The 16,853-nt window shown below is 48.6% G+C and carries 16 protein-coding genes; 14 read left to right on the top strand and 2 right to left on the bottom strand.

Annotation, left to right across the window (positions count from 1 at the left end; translation table 11 throughout):
• Positions 1–8 precede the first annotated feature (8 nt).
• Complete coding sequence (locus NYE36_RS12785) at positions 9–1,436, top strand: bifunctional 2-methylcitrate dehydratase/aconitate hydratase (RefSeq protein WP_041482019.1); 1,428 nt, start codon at positions 9–11, stop codon at positions 1,434–1,436.
• A gap of 18 nt (positions 1,437–1,454) precedes the next feature.
• A complete protein-coding gene (prpB, locus tag NYE36_RS12780) occupies positions 1,455–2,360 on the top strand; it encodes a methylisocitrate lyase (RefSeq protein ID WP_015240182.1) in 906 nt (301 codons plus the stop codon).
• A gap of 28 nt (positions 2,361–2,388) precedes the next feature.
• Here the strand turns inward: prpB and NYE36_RS12775 are convergent, their stop codons facing one another.
• On the bottom strand, positions 2,389–2,631 hold the full coding sequence (locus NYE36_RS12775) for a DUF2627 domain-containing protein (protein ID WP_007408378.1): 243 nt from the start codon (positions 2,629–2,631) through the stop codon (positions 2,389–2,391).
• Between the two features lie 153 nt (positions 2,632–2,784).
• Between NYE36_RS12775 and NYE36_RS12770 the strand changes: the two genes are divergently transcribed.
• From NYE36_RS12770 to NYE36_RS12735, 8 genes are all read left to right on the top strand, one after another.
• Complete coding sequence (locus NYE36_RS12770; protein WP_007408379.1) at positions 2,785–4,854, top strand: sigma-54-dependent Fis family transcriptional regulator; 2,070 nt, start codon at positions 2,785–2,787, stop codon at positions 4,852–4,854.
• A 122-nt stretch (positions 4,855–4,976) separates the two neighbouring features.
• Positions 4,977–5,870: a phosphate butyryltransferase gene (gene yqiS, locus NYE36_RS12765; RefSeq protein ID WP_015417787.1), complete on the top strand. Its 894-nt coding sequence runs from the start codon at positions 4,977–4,979 to the stop codon at positions 5,868–5,870.
• Positions 5,871–5,883: 13 nt separating this feature from the next.
• Positions 5,884–6,978, top strand: coding sequence for a branched-chain amino acid dehydrogenase (bcd, locus tag NYE36_RS12760; protein ID WP_003153209.1), 1,095 nt, complete (start codon positions 5,884–5,886; stop codon positions 6,976–6,978).
• A gap of 17 nt (positions 6,979–6,995) precedes the next feature.
• Positions 6,996–8,111 carry a butyrate kinase gene (gene buk, locus NYE36_RS12755; protein WP_094032254.1) on the top strand — a complete coding sequence of 372 codons (1,116 nt, stop codon included), beginning with the start codon at positions 6,996–6,998 and terminating at the stop codon, positions 8,109–8,111.
• Positions 8,101–9,522 carry a dihydrolipoyl dehydrogenase gene (lpdA, locus tag NYE36_RS12750; RefSeq protein WP_064115405.1) on the top strand — a complete coding sequence of 474 codons (1,422 nt, stop codon included), beginning with the start codon at positions 8,101–8,103 and terminating at the stop codon, positions 9,520–9,522. Before buk ends, lpdA begins: the two co-directional genes overlap by 11 nt.
• Before the next feature lie 22 nt (positions 9,523–9,544).
• Positions 9,545–10,537 carry a thiamine pyrophosphate-dependent dehydrogenase E1 component subunit alpha gene (locus tag NYE36_RS12745; protein WP_007408383.1) on the top strand — a complete coding sequence of 331 codons (993 nt, stop codon included), beginning with the start codon at positions 9,545–9,547 and terminating at the stop codon, positions 10,535–10,537.
• A 12-nt stretch (positions 10,538–10,549) separates the two neighbouring features.
• Positions 10,550–11,533 (top strand): 3-methyl-2-oxobutanoate dehydrogenase subunit beta, encoded by a 984-nt coding sequence (gene bfmBAB / locus NYE36_RS12740; protein ID WP_003153216.1) that lies wholly within the window; start codon positions 10,550–10,552, stop codon positions 11,531–11,533.
• A gap of 21 nt (positions 11,534–11,554) precedes the next feature.
• Positions 11,555–12,817 carry a dihydrolipoamide acetyltransferase family protein gene (locus NYE36_RS12735; protein WP_012117944.1) on the top strand — a complete coding sequence of 421 codons (1,263 nt, stop codon included), beginning with the start codon at positions 11,555–11,557 and terminating at the stop codon, positions 12,815–12,817.
• A 43-nt stretch (positions 12,818–12,860) separates the two neighbouring features.
• Here NYE36_RS12735 and NYE36_RS12730 read toward each other — a convergent pair whose 3' ends face one another.
• Positions 12,861–13,757, bottom strand: coding sequence for a YegS/Rv2252/BmrU family lipid kinase (locus tag NYE36_RS12730; RefSeq protein WP_099566893.1), 897 nt, complete (start codon positions 13,755–13,757; stop codon positions 12,861–12,863).
• Between the two features lie 178 nt (positions 13,758–13,935).
• On the opposite strand from NYE36_RS12730, the gene brxB reads away from it, so the two are divergent.
• From brxB to NYE36_RS12710, 4 genes are all read left to right on the top strand, one after another.
• Positions 13,936–14,373 (top strand): bacilliredoxin BrxB, encoded by a 438-nt coding sequence (gene brxB / locus NYE36_RS12725; RefSeq protein WP_003153223.1) that lies wholly within the window; start codon positions 13,936–13,938, stop codon positions 14,371–14,373.
• 245 nt (positions 14,374–14,618) lie between these two features.
• Positions 14,619–15,386 carry a transporter substrate-binding domain-containing protein gene (locus tag NYE36_RS12720; protein WP_015240174.1) on the top strand — a complete coding sequence of 256 codons (768 nt, stop codon included), beginning with the start codon at positions 14,619–14,621 and terminating at the stop codon, positions 15,384–15,386.
• A gap of 61 nt (positions 15,387–15,447) precedes the next feature.
• Positions 15,448–16,107, top strand: a complete 660-nt coding sequence (locus NYE36_RS12715; protein WP_003153227.1) for an amino acid ABC transporter permease — start codon at positions 15,448–15,450, stop codon at positions 16,105–16,107.
• Positions 16,100–16,822: an amino acid ABC transporter ATP-binding protein gene (locus NYE36_RS12710; RefSeq protein WP_059368145.1), complete on the top strand. Its 723-nt coding sequence runs from the start codon at positions 16,100–16,102 to the stop codon at positions 16,820–16,822. Before NYE36_RS12715 ends, NYE36_RS12710 begins: the two co-directional genes overlap by 8 nt.
• Positions 16,823–16,853: the final 31 nt, after the last annotated feature.

The following is a 16,853-nucleotide window of genomic DNA, read 5'->3' as shown; positions in this document are numbered from 1 at the left end:
ATGAAAACATGACAGAACCCCGCCGAATGGACGCTGTAATCGAAGAGATTTCTGACTACGTGCTCCATCAGGAGATTGACAGTTCAGAAGCTTTTACTACGGCAGGACATGTGCTTCTTGATACGATAGGCTGCGGAATTTTGGCGCTCAGCTATCCCGAATGTACAAAGCTGCTCGGCCCGATTGTCCCGGGAACCGCCGTGCCCAACGGCAGCAGAGTCCCGGGCACGCCTTTTGTTTTAGACCCGGTCACGGCTGCTTTTAATATCGGCTGTATCAACAGGTGGCTTGATTATAATGATACGTGGCTTGCTGCGGAATGGGGTCATCCGTCTGACAATCTCGGAGGCATATTGGCTTGTGCGGATTATATATCCAGAGTGCGGATTTCAGGAGGGAAAGAACCGCTTACCGTGCGCGATGTGCTTTGCGCAATGATCAAAGCGCACGAAATTCAAGGAATTCTCGCTTTGGAAAACAGCTTAAACAGAGTGGGGCTTGATCATGTGCTGTTTGTGAAAGTGGCGACTGCGGCTGTTTGCGCACAAATGCTGGGCGGCTCAAGAGAGGAAATCAATAACGCCGTATCTCACGCTTGGATTGATAATTCAAGCCTCAGAACGTATCGTCATGCGCCGAACACCGGATCACGCAAATCATGGGCGGCCGGCGACGCGACGAGCAGAGGCGTGTATTTGGCCCTTATGGCGCAAAAAGGTGAAATGGGGTACCCGACGGCTCTGACCGCATCTGGGTGGGGATTTCAAGACGTATTGTTTAACCGGCAGGAAATGAAGCTTGCCCGCCCGCTTGGGTCCTATGTGATGGAGAATGTTTTGTTTAAAGTATCCTACCCGGCTGAATTCCATGCCCAGACAGCGGCGGAATGCGCGGTCCGGCTTCATCCGGAGGTGAAAGACCGCATCGAAGACATTGACAGGATCACGATTATGACCCATGAGTCGGCAATCAGGATTATCGATAAAAAAGGGCCGCTTCACAATCCGGCTGACCGGGATCACTGCCTCCAGTATATTACGGCAATCGGGCTGCTTTTCGGAGATATCACGGCGGATCATTATGAAGAGGAAACGGCGTCTGACCCGCGAATTGATACATTGCGGAGCAAAATGGAGGTGACGGAACACAAAGCGTACTCAAAAGATTACTTAGACCCGAATAAGCGATCCATATCAAATGCCGTACAGGTGCATTTTACAGACGGCACGGCTACGGGACGGATTGAATGTGAATACCCGCTCGGGCACCGGTTCCGCAGAAAAGAAGCCGTTCCGAAGATTCTTGCCAAGTTTTCAGCAAACATCAGCACTCATTTTTCATTGAAGCAGCAGCGAAAAATCGAAGAGGCCTGCGAACATAGCGGCCGAATGCAGAAGCTCAGCGTCAGTGAATTTATTGACTTATTTCTCGTATAAAATAGGAGGGTGACAAACATGACGTGGATCGTCAGCGAGCAGTCGTCTCAAGAGGAGCTTGCAGAGCGGTTTCGTACGCTGATGACAGCGCCGGATCTACTGCAGATCCCCGGCGCCCATGATGCGATGGCCGCTCTTATCGCCAAGAAAACGGGGTTTTCGGCTCTTTATTTATCAGGCGCGGCTTACACGGCGAGCAGAGGGCTTCCCGATTTAGGGATCATCACGTCGGCGGAAATGGCTGAACGGGTTAAAGATCTGGTCCGCTCGTCTGATCTGCCCGTCCTTGTCGATATTGACACGGGTTTCGGAGGAGTGCTGAATGCCGCCCGGACGGCGAAAGAAATGTATGAAGCGCGCGCGGCCGCCGTCCAGATGGAGGATCAGCGCCTGCCGAAAAAATGCGGACATCTGAATGGGAAGCAGCTCGTGCCGATTGAAGAAATGGCGCAAAAAATCCAAGCGGTCAAGCGGGCCGCGCCGACTCTTCTTGTTGTTGCGAGAACAGACGCCAGACAGCAGGAAGGATTGGAGGGGGCATTAAAAAGGGCGTCCGCTTATATAAAAGCGGGTGCTGACGCTGTTTTTCCGGAAGCGCTCCAATCCGAAAGTGAATTCAGAGCGTTTTCCAAACAAATCAGTGTGCCGATTCTCGCAAACATGACTGAATTCGGAAAAACGCCGTATTACAGTGCTGATGAATTTTCCGATATGGGCTGTCAGATGGTCATTTACCCGGTCACGTCACTCAGAACGGCGGCCAAGGCTTTTGAGCGTATTTTCCGCCTTCTGAAAGAAGAAGGCTCGCAAAAAGAGGGGCTTTCGGATATGCAGACGAGAAAAGAATTATATGAAACGATCGCTTACGCTGACTATGAAGAACTGGATCAATCCATTGCCAAAACAATACTGCCGGACGACTGAAAAAGCCCTTTTTTTGCAAGGGCTTTTTTTACAGCTTTTTTTTCCTGAACCGCGGGCTGACTTGATTGCGTTTCCGATCTCTGTACAGAATAAACCCGGCCAGAACATAAAGGCCGAACAAAAAAAACGCCAATCCGGCCGCCCCCTGAAGAAAAAGGGACGGAAACGGGGAAAACGCATGCCCGAATAATGCATCTCTCATCAACTTAATGCCGAGCGCCGCGACAGCGCCGGGGAGGACCAGAATCAAAAGCGCAACAAGCCGGCTCATATTCAGAAAACCCCTTTACGATATGTTTTCCTTTATTGTCCAATCGAAAAAATATTTTGTCAAGAGATCAAAACGTGGTAACATAGGGGTTGTGCAAATTATTGCAACAGGAAATACAGGCGTGCAAATTTTTTCATATAAAGGGGTATCGGGATGCAGAAGGTGCTGATTATAGGTGCTGGTAAAGGAGGCACGGCGCTCCTACAGATTTTGATGAAAACAAAGCTGATCCGGATTATTGCGGTGGTTGATCAAGATCCGGAGGCGCAAGGGCTGCAAGAAGCCCGGAGATATGGAATTGCAACCTCATCAGATTGGAAACCCTACATAACTGAAGATATAGATATTATCATCCATACAACAGGCGATAAAGCGGTCATGGATGAGCTGCTCCATGAGAAAAAAGAACAAACCATCGTCATGCCGGGAAAATTGGCGTACATGGTGTTTCAGCTGATGGAGGAAAAACAGCAGCTTATCCAAATGCTGAAGTCGCAGACGTATAAGCATGACCGGATTTTTAATTCAACGCACGACGGCATGATTTTTATAGACGTCAACGAAACGATCATTTTATTTAATCAGATGGCAGAAAAAATGGTCGGCCAAAAACGGGAGGATGTCATCGGCCGCCAAATTAAAGATGTAGTGCCGAACACAAAGCTGCCGCGGATTCTGGAAACGAGAGAGCCGGAATATAACCAGAAGCAGCTTCTCGGAAAGCACCTGCAGATTGTCACGACAAGACTGCCGATCATTGATGAAGGCGGAAAACTTCTCGGCGCGTTATGCGTGTTTAAAGACATCACCGACGCAGTTGAACTGGCGGAAGAGGTCACGAACTTAAAACAAATCCGCACCATGCTTGAAGCGATTATACAATCATCAGACGAGGCCATTTCTGTCGTTGATGAAAACGGCATCGGAATGTTAATCAACAAAGCGTATACAAAAATGACCGGGCTGTCAGAAAGCGAAGTCATCGGAAAACCCGCTTCCACCGATATCTCAGAAGGGGAGAGCATGCACCTGAAAGTATTGGGGACAAGGCGGCCCGTGCGGGGTGTGAGAATGAAGGTCGGCCCCAATAAAAAGGATGTTATCGTAAATGTTGCCCCCGTTATTGTGGACGGTATTTTAAAAGGCAGCGTCGGCGTCATCCACGACGTGTCAGAAATTAAAACGCTGACTGCTGAGCTGAATCGGGCGCGCCAGATTATCCGCACGCTTGAAGCGAAATACACGTTTGACGACATTATCGGCACGAGTGAACAAATGCTGGTCGCCCTTGAACAGGCGAAGCTCGGGGCGAAAACGCCGGCGACGATTCTGCTGCGGGGAGAATCCGGCACAGGAAAAGAACTTTTTGCCCACGCCATCCATAATGAAAGCGACCGAAAATACAATAAGTTCATTCGGGTCAATTGTGCGGCCCTGTCTGAATCACTGCTAGAATCCGAGCTTTTCGGCTATGAGGAAGGCGCGTTTACGGGCGCGAGGCGCGGGGGCAAAAAAGGACTTTTTGAGGAAGCGAATAACGGCAGCATTTTCTTAGATGAAATCGGAGAGCTGACCCAAAGCACCCAGGCAAAGCTGCTCAGAGTTCTGCAGGAAAAAGAAATTATCAGAGTCGGCGGCGCTAAAGCGATTTCTGTCAATGTCAGAATTATCGCAGCGACAAACGTCAACATCGAAAAGGCCATGGCGGAAGGCGCGTTCCGTGAAGACCTGTATTACCGGATTAACCGCTATCCGATCTCAATCCCGCCGCTTCGGCAGCGCAAAGAAGATATTGAAGCGCTGAGCATTCGGCTCATTGAAAAAATCAATCAGGATTACGGCCGCAATGTAAAGGGGCTCACGCCGAACGCGCTGCGAGCTTTATCAGCCTACAGCTGGCCGGGAAACGTCCGGGAGCTTGAAAATGTTCTCGGACGGGCAATGATATTTTTAGAGCCGCACATGGAACGGATCGAACAGCAGCACCTGCCTGTTTTTGAATCAGAGCTGAATGAAAAAAACGGCACCCAAAGTGATTTTCCGGATGTGGAAGGGGAAAAGCTGTCTCAGGCTGTTGAAAAATTTGAAGCGCACGTCATTCAAAAAACGCTTGAAAAGCATAAATTCAACCGAACCAAAACGGCAAAAGCGCTTGGTGTCAGTATTCGGAATCTGTACTACAAAATGGATAAGTACGGCCTTGCAAATGACGGCATGCAATAAATTGCAGAGAAAGCGCAAACAGCTGCATGTTTTCTTGAAGAAAGCCGGAATAAACCCTCCCGCATATTTGGCACGGAACTTGCATTGTTAAAAGCGGATTCGCACAAGGAAGGTGGTAAAAAATGAAGCTGAGAGACCTAGTTGAAAAAGCCGCGGCAAAAAACGCAAAAACCATTGCAGTGGCCCACGCAGCAGATAAAGAAGTGATCCAGGCCGTCAAAATGGCGGCAGAACACTTGTCGGCACGATTTTTACTGACGGGTGACAGCGGAAAGCTGAAAGAGCTTCTGGCAAATGAGCCGAAGTTCAATGCTGAAATCATCCACGCCGATTCACCCGAAGAATCTGCGGCAAAAGCAGTGCGCGCAGTGCGTGAACAAGAGGCGGACGTTTTAATGAAAGGGAATCTCCCGAGCTCAACTCTTCTGAAATCGGTTTTAAACCGCCATGAAGGGCTTCGTTCAAAAAGGGTGTTATCACATGTAGCCGTTTTTGAGGTGCCGGACTATGACCGGCTGATGTATGTGACTGATTCAGCGCTGAACATTGCCCCGTCTCTTGAAGAGCTCGGGCATATTCTGCAAAATGCGGTTCATGTCGCACATTCAGTAGGGAACCCTATGCCGAAAGCCGCAGTCCTTGCCGCTATTGAAACGGTTAATCCGAAAATGGAGGCGACCCTTAACGCGGCTGCGATCGTCCAGATGTGCAACAGAGGACAGATTACCGGCTGCATTGCGGACGGACCGCTTGCTTTGGATAATGCCGTATCCCAAGCGGCTGCGCTGCAAAAAGGGATTTCCGGAAGCGTAGCGGGCCAGGCGGATATTCTCTTGGTTCCTTCAATCGAGGCCGGAAATATGCTTTATAAGTCAATGATTTATTTTGCGAAAGCAAATGTTGCTGCCGTCATCGCCGGTGCAAAAGCGCCGATCGCATTAACGAGCAGAGCGGATACCGCAGAAAATAAACTGTATTCAATTGCGCTTGCGATTTGCGCATCACAAGAACAGTAGGAGGAACGAACCTATGGAAATTTTTAAATATATGGAGACTTATGATTACGAACAATTGGTATTCTGCCAAGATGAACAATCCGGATTAAAAGCGATCATCGCGATTCATGATACGACGCTCGGCCCTGCACTCGGCGGAACAAGAATGTGGACATATGACAGTGAAGAAGCGGCGATTGAAGATGCACTGAGACTCGCAAAAGGCATGACTTATAAAAATGCGGCTGCCGGTTTAAACTTAGGCGGCGGGAAAACCGTTATTATCGGAGACCCGCGCAAAGATAAAAATGAAGAAATGTTCCGCGCGTTCGGCCGGTACATCCAAGGCTTAAACGGAAGGTATATTACGGCGGAAGACGTCGGCACCACCGTTGAAGATATGGACATCATTCATGATGAAACAGACTATGTAACCGGAATTTCTCCGGCATTCGGTTCATCAGGAAATCCGTCCCCGGTTACGGCGTACGGCGTCTACAAAGGGATGAAAGCCGCAGCGAAAGCGGCGTTTGGCACTGATTCCCTGGAAGGTAAAACAATTGCCGTGCAAGGCGTGGGAAATGTGGCTTACAATCTATGCCGCCACCTTCACGAAGAAGGCGCTTCTTTAATCGTAACGGATATCAATAAAGAATCTGTTAAACGTGCCGTTGAGGACTTCGGCGCCCGCGCAGTTGATCCCGGCGACATTTACTCACAGGCGTGCGATATTTATGCCCCATGTGCTCTCGGCGCCGTCATTAACGATGACACGATTAAACAGCTCAAGGCGAAAGTCATTGCGGGAGCGGCCAATAACCAGCTGAAAGAAACACGTCACGGCGATACCATTCATGAAATGGGAATCGTGTACGCTCCGGATTATGTCATCAATGCAGGCGGCGTCATCAATGTGGCCGATGAGCTTTACGGCTACAATGCTGAGCGGGCTTTGAAAAAGGTTGAAGGCATTTATGCAAACATTGAGCGGGTGCTCGATATTTCCGCGCGTGACGGCATTCCGACATACTTAGCGGCTGACCGTCTGGCTGAGGAACGAATTGAGCGCATGCGCCGTTCAAGAAGCCAGTTTCTGCAAAACGGCCAAAGTATATTAAGCAGACGATAGGAATTTGATCTGGAGGTATGAAAATGTTCGAAAAGGAAAAACGCATTCTCATTCTGAATCCAGGCTCAACATCAACGAAAATCGGTGTCTTTCACAATGAACGCTGTATCTTTGAAAAGACGCTGCGGCATCCCGAAGAAGAGCTGAAAACATTTAACAGCATCATCGACCAATACGAATTTCGAAAAATAAGCATTCTTGAGTCTTTGCACGAACAGGGCATCAACATTTCAAAGTTCGATGCCGTTTGTGCCAGGGGCGGTCTGCTCAGACCGATTGAGGGCGGCACATATGAAGTGAATGACGCCATGATCACTGATTTGAAAAACGGCTACAACGGCCAGCATGCTTCTAATCTGGGCGGAATTATTGCCAGGGAAATAGCTGACGGATTAAATATCCCCGCGTATATCGTCGATCCGGTCGTGGTGGATGAGATGACTCCGCTCGCTAAAGTATCAGGAATGCCTGAAATCAAGCGGAAAAGCATTTTCCATGCTTTGAACCAAAAAGCTGTTGCCCGTCAGGCGGCGGCGTCCCTCGGCAAACGGTATGAACAGATGAAGATGATCGTCACTCATATGGGCGGCGGCACCACAGTCGGTGTCCATGATTGCGGACGGGTGACGGATGTTAACAACGGGCTTCACGGAGAAGGACCCTTCAGCCCGGAGCGCGCGGGAACCGTTCCGGCGGGTGATTTGGTAGAAATGTGTTTTTCCGGCAAGTATTCAAAAGCCGATATGATGAAAAAACTTGTCGGCACGGGCGGACTCTCCGGCTACCTGGGGACAACGGACGCGGTGAAGGTGGAAAAACGCATTCAGGCCGGAGATGAGCATGCGAGGCTCATTTATGACGCCATGGCTTATCAAGTAGCAAAAGAAATCGGGGCGGCAAGCGCCGTTTTAAAAGGAAAAGTAGACATTATCGTCCTGACGGGCGGATTGGCGTACGGGAAAAGTTTCGTATCCGCCATCAGATCGTACATAGATTGGATTTCGGATGTACTGGTGTACCCGGGAGAAAATGAACTGCAATCTCTCGCGCAAGGCGCGCTTCGGGTTTTAGCCGGTGAGGAGCAGTCAAAGCAATATCAGATCGGCGAAGGAGTGAAAACAAATGGCGACTGAGTATGATGTGGTCATTCTGGGCGGCGGCACGGGCGGTTATGTAGCCGCCATCAGAGCGGCCCAGCTCGGCTTAAAAACGGCCGTTGTAGAAAAAGAAAAGCTCGGCGGAACATGCCTGCATAAAGGATGTATCCCGAGTAAAGCGCTGTTAAGAAGCGCGGAAGTGTACCGAACCGCAAAGGAAGCGGGAGCATTCGGCATTGAAACGGAAGGTGTCTCCCTCCGCTTTGACAGCGTGCAAAAACGAAAGCAGGGAATCGTTGACCGGCTGGCCGGCGGTGTCGCCCACTTGATGAAAAAGGGGAAGATTGATGTATTCAACGGGTACGGACGTATGCTCGGCCCTTCCATCTTCTCACCTCTTCCCGGTACGGTTTCCGTTGAATACGCAAATGGTGAAGAAAACGACATGCTGATACCGAAACAATTGATTATCGCAACCGGTTCAAGGCCGAAAATGCTGCCGGGTTTAGAAGCAGACGGTACATATATTCTGACATCAGATGAAGCGTTAGAGCTAGAACGTCTGCCCCAATCCATGATGATCGTCGGCGGCGGTGTCATCGGAATTGAATGGGCATCCATGCTGAACGATTTCGGCGTCAATATCACTGTGATTGAATATGCGGATCGCATTTTGCCGACGGAAGACCGTGATATTTCAAGCGAGATGGAAAAACTGTTAACGAAAAAAGGAATTAAGATCGTGACGGGTGCGAAAGTGCTTCCGGATACATTGGAAAAAGCGGACGGCGTTTCAATTGCCGCTGAAAAGAATGGAAAAAAAGAAACGTATCACGCGGAACAAATGCTTGTTTCCATCGGCCGCCAGCCGAACATTGAAGGGATCGGACTTGAAAACACGGATATTGAAGCGGAAAACGGTTCTATCATCGTGAACGAAGCCGGGCAGACGAAGGAATCGCACATTTATGCGATCGGTGATGTTGTCGGCGGGCTGCAGCTTGCGCATGTGGCCTCACGTGAGGGCATCATTGCCGTTGAGCATATGGCGGGCCTTAATCCGGCTCCGCTTGATGCCGCTCTTGTGCCGAAATGTATTTATTCAAATCCGGAAGCGGCGAGCGTCGGTCTGACAGAAGAGGAAGCTCTTCGAAAAGGGCATGAACTGAAGATCGGGAAGTTTCCGTTCATGGCGATCGGAAAGGCTCTTGTATACGGAGAAAGCGACGGCTTTGTCAAAATCGTCGCCGATCGGAATACAGATGATATTCTCGGTGTTCATATGATCGGCCCGCACGTCACCGATATGATCTCTGAAGCGGGGCTTGCCAAGGTGCTCGATGCGACGCCTTGGGAAATCGGCCAGTCCATACATCCGCATCCGTCCCTTTCAGAAGCGATTGGAGAAGCTGCGTTAGCCGCAGACGGAAACGCGATTCATTTTTAAAAGGAAAGAAGGAGGGGTTTGAATGACTACAAACCGCCATCAAGCATTAGGGCTCTCTGACGAAGAAGCCGTTGAAATGTATAGAACCATGCTGTTAGCCAGAAAAATCGACGAAAGAATGTGGCTCTTAAACCGCTCGGGCAAAATTCCGTTCGTTGTTTCATGTCAAGGACAGGAAGCGGCGCAAGTAGGCGCGGCCTATGCCTTAAACCGTGATACCGACTATGTGCTTCCGTACTACAGAGATATAGGGGTTGTGCTTGCATTCGGTATGACTGCAAAGGATTTGATGATGTCGGGTTTTGCGAAAGCAGCTGACCCGAACTCAGGCGGAAGGCAGATGCCGGGCCACTTCGGGCAAAAGGAAAACAGAATCGTAACGGGCTCATCCCCTGTTACGACGCAGGTTCCTCATGCAGTCGGAATCGCGCTTGCGGGACGCATGGATAAAAAGGATATCGTCTCTTTCGTTACCTTTGGAGAAGGATCTTCCAACCAGGGGGATTTTCACGAAGGGGCAAACTTTGCCGCCGTGTATAAACTGCCGGTCATTTTCATGTGTGAAAACAATAAGTATGCTATTTCTGTCCCGTATGACAGACAGGTGGCGTGCGAGAAAATATCCGACCGGGCGGCAGGCTACGGCATGCCGGGAGTCACTGTTGACGGAAACGACCTGCTGGAAGTTTACCGGGCCGTAAAAGAAGCGCGCGAACGGGCGTCTAAAGGTGAAGGCCCTACATTAATAGAAACGGTTTCCTACCGTTTGACGCCGCATTCCAGTGATGACGACGACAGCAGCTACAGAGAACGCGAAGAAGTAGAAGAAGCGAAGAAACAAGATCCGCTTCTTTTATACAAAGCATACTTGCAAGAAGCCGGGCTTCTAGGTGAAGAAGAAGAAAAGACCATGCTGGATGACATCATGGCTATCGTAAACGAAGCGACAGACGAAGCGGAGAAAGCGCCATACGCATCTCCTGAATCAACGCTTGATCACGTTTATGCGAAGTAGGGAGGAATACTTATGTCTGTAATGTCTTATATTGACAGTATTAATGCAGCAATGAAAGAAGAAATGGAAAGAGATCCGCGCGTTTTTGTTCTCGGGGAAGACGTCGGGAGAAAAGGCGGCGTGTTTAAAGCAACGGCGGGTCTCTATGAACAGTTCGGAGAAGAGCGGGTGATGGATACGCCGCTTGCTGAATCAGCGATTGCCGGTGTAGGGATCGGCGCCGCGATGTACGGCATGCGCCCGATTGCCGAGATGCAGTTTGCCGATTTCATTCTGCCTGCGGTCAACCAAATCATTTCAGAAGCGGCAAAAATACGCTACCGTTCAAACAATGATTGGAGCTGTCCGATGGTCATCAGAGCGCCTTACGGCGGCGGCGTGCACGGCGCGTTGTATCATTCCCAATCTGTGGAGGCCATTTTTGCCAACCAGCCGGGCCTTAAAATTGTCATGCCTTCAACTCCTTATGACGCAAAAGGGCTGTTGAAAGCTGCAGTCCGTGACGAAGATCCGGTGCTGTTTTTCGAACATAAGAGAGCGTACCGTCTGATTAAAGGCGAAGTCCCTGCGGATGATTACGTCCTTCCGATCGGAAAGGCGGATGTAAAACGCGAAGGCAGCGACATTACTGTTATTACGTACGGATTATGCGTCCATTTTGCTCTGCAGGCTGCCGAGCGCCTTGAAAAAGACGGAATTTCCGCACACGTATTAGACTTGCGTACGGTTTATCCGTTAGATAAAGAAGCCATCATTGAAGCCGCGTCTAAAACAGGAAAAGTATTGCTGATCACAGAAGATACGAAAGAAGGCGGTATTATGAGCGAGGTCGCCGCTATTATTTCTGAAAACTGCTTATTTGATTTAGACGCGCCGATCAAGCGGCTTGCAGGTCCTGACGTTCCGGCAATGCCTTATGCGCCGACAATGGAAAAATACTTCATGATGAATCCTGACAAAGCAGAAGCCGCGATGAGAGAATTAGCGGAGTTTTAAAGACGTAAGGAGGTTTTTGACATGGCGATTGAACAAATGGCTATGCCTCAGCTCGGAGAGAGCGTGACGGAAGGGACGATCAGCAAGTGGCTGGTATCCCCCGGTGATCAAGTGAATAAATATGACCCCATCGCGGAGGTCATGACAGATAAAGTGAACGCGGAGGTGCCGTCTTCTTTTACCGGTACGATTAGAGAACTTGTAGGAGAAGAAGGCCAGACTCTTGCAGTCGGCGAGATCATCTGCAAAATTGAAACAGAAGAAACGGAAACCGAAGAGGCGCCGAAGCGGGAAGAAGAGCAGAATAGCCCTTCAGACACTGATGCAAACCGTCAAGGTAAAGATCAGTCAAATAAAGCGCGTTATTCGCCGGCCGTGCTCAGATTAGCGGGAGAACACGGCATTCAGCTTGAAGAAGTTGAAGGAACGGGTGCAGGCGGAAGAATTACGCGAAAAGACATTCAAAAGATCATTGATTCGGGAATGAAGCAGAAGTCGGAAGCACCGGCGCCGGCTGCCGTTCAAACAACGCAACAAGCGCCGAAACAACAGCAAGAACAAGCACCGGCACCAGCTCTGTCAGCCGGTGATATTGAAATTCCGGTTACAGGCGTCAGAAAAGCCATCGCCGCCAATATGCATAAAAGCAAAACAGAAATTCCGCATGCCTGGACGATGATGGAAGTCGACGTCACGAATATGACGGCGTACAGAAACAGCATTAAAGACTCATTTAAACAGAAAGAAGGCTTCAATTTAACGTTTTTCGCTTTCTTTGTAAAAGCGGCGGCGCAGGCTCTCAAGGAGTTCCCGCAGATGAACAGCATGTGGGCGGGAGACAAAATCGTCCAAAAGAAAGACATCAACATCTCCATTGCCGTTGCCACGGAAGATTCGCTGTTTGTTCCGGTTATTAAGCATGCTGATGAAAAAACGATTAAAGGCATAGCCAGAGAAATAACGGACCTTGCGAAAAAAGTGAGAAACGGAAAACTTACTGCGGAAGATATGCAGGGCGGCACATTTACCGTCAATAACACGGGATCTTTCGGCTCAGTTCAATCTATGGGCATTATCAACCATCCGCAGGCGGCGATTCTTCAGGTGGAATCTATCGTCAAACGTCCGGTTGTCATGAATAACGGGATGATCGCCGTTCGTGATATGGTTAATCTTTGCCTGTCTTTAGATCACAGAGTGCTCGACGGGCTCGTGTGCGGCCGATTCCTCGGACGCGTCAAAGAGATCTTAGAAAACATTGATGAACATACTTCCGTCTATTAAAAAAACTCCTTTTGCCCGGGCGGCAAAAGGAGCTTTTTTATTTTCATTGTGAATCCTCGGGAACAATCATAGTGAGATGATGTTTTTTCACTTCGATCGTACAAGGTGTTGTTCCGTATACCTCGCCATCTGTATCCGCGTCCATCTCACGTCCGGTTTCGATTTCAATCCTGGAGGCCTGAATATAGGACAGCTCCCCTTTGAAATCATCAAACGAACCCTGCTCCATCGTCATCAGCTCCCGCAACGCGGCAAGGCTTGTGTTGCGGCAGATTAACACATCGGCTAAGCCGTCCTGGAGGCTGGCATCAGGCAGGGGAACTCTGTTTGTCCCGATATAATGCCCGTTCATGACAAGCACCATTACGGCTTCGTCTTCTTTCACCTCGCCGTCAATCGTCAATTTGACAGGAAATGGGTTCGCGCTTGTCATCGTCCGCAAGGCGCTCGTGAAGTAGCTGATTTTACCAAGCCATGCTTTTTCAGTTTCATTAATATGGCTTGATGCTTCGGTGATCAGTCCGATGCCCCAGAAGTTCAGAAAATAGCCGTCATCCGTTTTACAGACGTCAATCATCCGTTTATGTCCGGCCGCGAGCGCTTCAGCGGCCTTTTGAAGGTTTTGCGGGATGCCGAGCGCCCGGGAGAAATCGTTGCACGTTCCTCCCGGCAAAATGCCGACAGCGGGTCTGTGATCAAGCTTGCTGATGCTGTTGATGCATTGATGCACAGTGCCGTCTCCGCCTAAAATATATAAATGGTCAACTGAACTGTCGAGATTTTCACAAAACTGACGGGCATCATCCTGATGTTTGGTCGGTTTAATCAAAAGTTCGTCAGCTGACTGGGCCAAAATGGGGACGACCGTGCCGAGCGTTTTATCAATCTGTTTTTGACCGGCGTTTCCGTTATAAATTAATACTGCTTTCCGTTGGCTCATACGACTGCTCCTTTATTTCAGACAATCTCCTTAACAAGTTTCCCGTTTTTAAAGGGTCATAAACTTACATCGGGAACATAAAAGGGACAAAAAACAATTGGATATGAGCGGTGTCATTTGCCGATAGGGAGGTTCCTTGCTATCATAAGAAGAGATGATCAAAAAGGAGAGGTCCCAGTTGAATATGGATTTTAATTTATTTATGAATGATGTCGTGCGTCAAGCCCGCCAGGAAATCACGGCCGCCGGGTATACAGAGCTGAAAACCGCTGAGGAAGTGGACGAAGCGCTTTCGAAAAAAGGAACGACACTCGTCATGGTCAACTCTGTGTGCGGATGCGCAGGCGGTATTGCACGGCCTGCCGCGTACCATTCCGTACATTACGATAAACGCCCGGATCAGCTTGTGACGGTATTTGCCGGACAGGATAAAGAAGCGACAGCCAAAGCGAGAGAATACTTTGAAGGCTATCCGCCGTCCTCTCCGTCATTTGCCATTTTAAAAGACGGGAAAATTATGAAAATGGTGGAACGCCATGAAATTGAAGGCCATGAGCCGATGGCCGTCGTCACAAAACTGCAGGAAGCATTTGAAGAATATTGTGAAGAAGTATAAGTGAAAGAAAAACCCCGGAGCCAACCGCTTGCGGGGTTTTTTTATATGACATCTGTATAAATATAAATATTTATACATCAGCGTTCAGCTGTCACTAATCTGAAAAACAATGACTATAATAAACATAGAAAGGAAAATATATTTTTCAAAAATAGTATTGCATCACAATTAAAAAGTGTTTAAAATACAAGTTAACGAATAAATATTCAAATTTAAGAGATCAGTAGATATGGGGGAAATGAATCATGAAGAAATGGCTGTTGGTATTAGCTGCCGCATGTATCACCTTTGCGCTGTCCGCTTGCGGATCAGGCAATTCAGGCTCAGAGGGCGGAAAGAACAAGCTGATTATGGGTACATCGGCTGACTATAAACCATTTGAATATAAAGACGGCGATCAGATCACCGGATTTGACGTTGATCTGGCAAAAGCTCTAGGCAAAAAGACTGGCTATGACGTTGAGGTGCAGGACATGGACTTCAACAGCCTGATTACAGCCTTGAAGTCCAAGCAGGTAGATATGATTTTATCTGGAATGACACCTACGCCGGAACGGAAAAAGCAAGTTGATTTTTCTGATATTTATTATACTGCTAACAATATGATCGTTACGAAAAAGGGAAGCAGCATTAAATCCCTGAATGATCTGAAAGGCAAAACCGTCGGTGTTCAGCTCGGCTCCATTCAAGAGGAAAAAGGCAAGAAGCTCGCTTCGAAATACGGTTTTCAGCTCGAAGACCGCAACCGGATCTCAGACTTAACCGAAGAGATCAAATCCGGGCGTTTTGATGCCGCGATTATCGAAGACATCGTAGCACAAGGCTATTTCAGTTCAAATCAAGATCTGCAGGGCTTTGCGTCAGCAGATGCGAAATCAGACGAATCGGGTTCCGCGATTGCGTTCCGCAAAGACAGTGATCTGACAGCGAAGTTCAACAAAGCGCTGAAAGAAATGGAGAAAAACGGAGAAATCGAAAAACTGAAGAAAAAATGGTTCACCAACGAGAAATAAAAGAAAGCTCAACTTTTCGTTGAGCTTTTTATCTTGAATAAAGACAAAGGAGATCACACGTATGAATTTGGATTTCTCAGCGACAATCCCCCAAATTCCTTTTATATTGGAAGGCCTTGCGGTCACATTAAAAATTGTGCTCGTTTCAGCGGTCATCGGTCTTGTATTAGGCATCGTGCTCAGCTTATTTAAAATCAGCACGATCAGTCCGCTGAAATGGATTGCGGATTTTTATACTTCGATATTCCGCGGCACGCCGCTCGTGCTGCAGCTGATGATCATCTATTTCGGTATGCCGCAGCTTCTGGGCTTTCAGATCGATCAATTTTGGGCGGCGGTCACCGCATTATCGCTCAATTCAGCCGCTTACGTCTCTGAAATTATCAGAGCGGGAATCAACGCAATTGACAAAGGACAAAAAGAGGCTGCCGTCGCTCTCGGCGTGCCGTACGGAAAAATGATGAAAGATCTGCTGCTGCCGCAGGCGTTTAAAAACATTTCTCCGGCTATTATTAACGAATTAATCACCTTAACGAAAGAATCGGCGATCGTCACAGTTATCGGTCTTGGCGACATTATGAGACGGGCCTACCAGTCCGGCGCCGCAACATACAACTATTTAGAACCTCTTATTGTGGCGGGCTTAATCTATTACGTGCTCGTTTTGATCTTAGCATTCATCGGAAAAGGCGTAGAAAGGAAGCTGAAAGCCAATGATTAAGGTCGACAACCTGTCAAAATCATTCGGGAAACATGAAGTACTAAAAAACATTTCAACACAGATCGAAGAAGGGGAAGTCGTCGCTGTCATCGGCCCTTCCGGTTCCGGCAAATCAACGTTTCTGCGCTGCTTAAATCTGCTGGAAACCCCGAGCGGCGGAACGATTGCCATTAAAGAAAATGAAATTACCGCAGCTAAAACGAATAAACTGAAAGTGCGGGAAAATATCGGCATGGTATTTCAGCATTTTCATTTGTTTCCTCATAAAACGGTGCTTGAAAATATCACATACGCGCCAGTCAGCGTGAAGAAAGAGTCTAAAAAGGAGGCGGAGGAAAAGGCGTGCGCCCTCCTTGAAAAAGTCGGACTGCTTGACAAACAGAACGACTATCCGAACCGTTTGTCAGGCGGACAGAAGCAGCGGGTCGCCATCGCGCGTGCGCTTGCCATGAATCCTGACATCATGCTGTTTGATGAACCGACCTCGGCTCTTGACCCGGAAATGGTCAAAGAAGTTCTTGAGGTGATGAAAGAGCTCGCGCAGACGGGCATGACGATGGTGATCGTAACGCACGAAATGGGATTTGCCAAAGAAGTGGCAGACCGCGTTTTATTCATGGATGAAGGGACGATCGTGGAAGACGGGCAGCCGGAAGAATTTTTTCTTTCTCCGAAGTCAAAAAGAGCACAGGACTTTTTAGAAAAAATATTATAAAATATAACTGTAAGAAAAGAAGAAGAGTGCT

Source organism: Bacillus sp. FSL R5-0593, assembly GCF_038603755.1.
In the GTDB taxonomy this organism is placed as follows: Bacteria; Bacillota; Bacilli; order Bacillales; family Bacillaceae; genus Bacillus; species Bacillus velezensis.
Note: the sequence above shows the minus strand (reverse complement) of the source record. Positions and strands in the feature narration are given on the sequence as shown.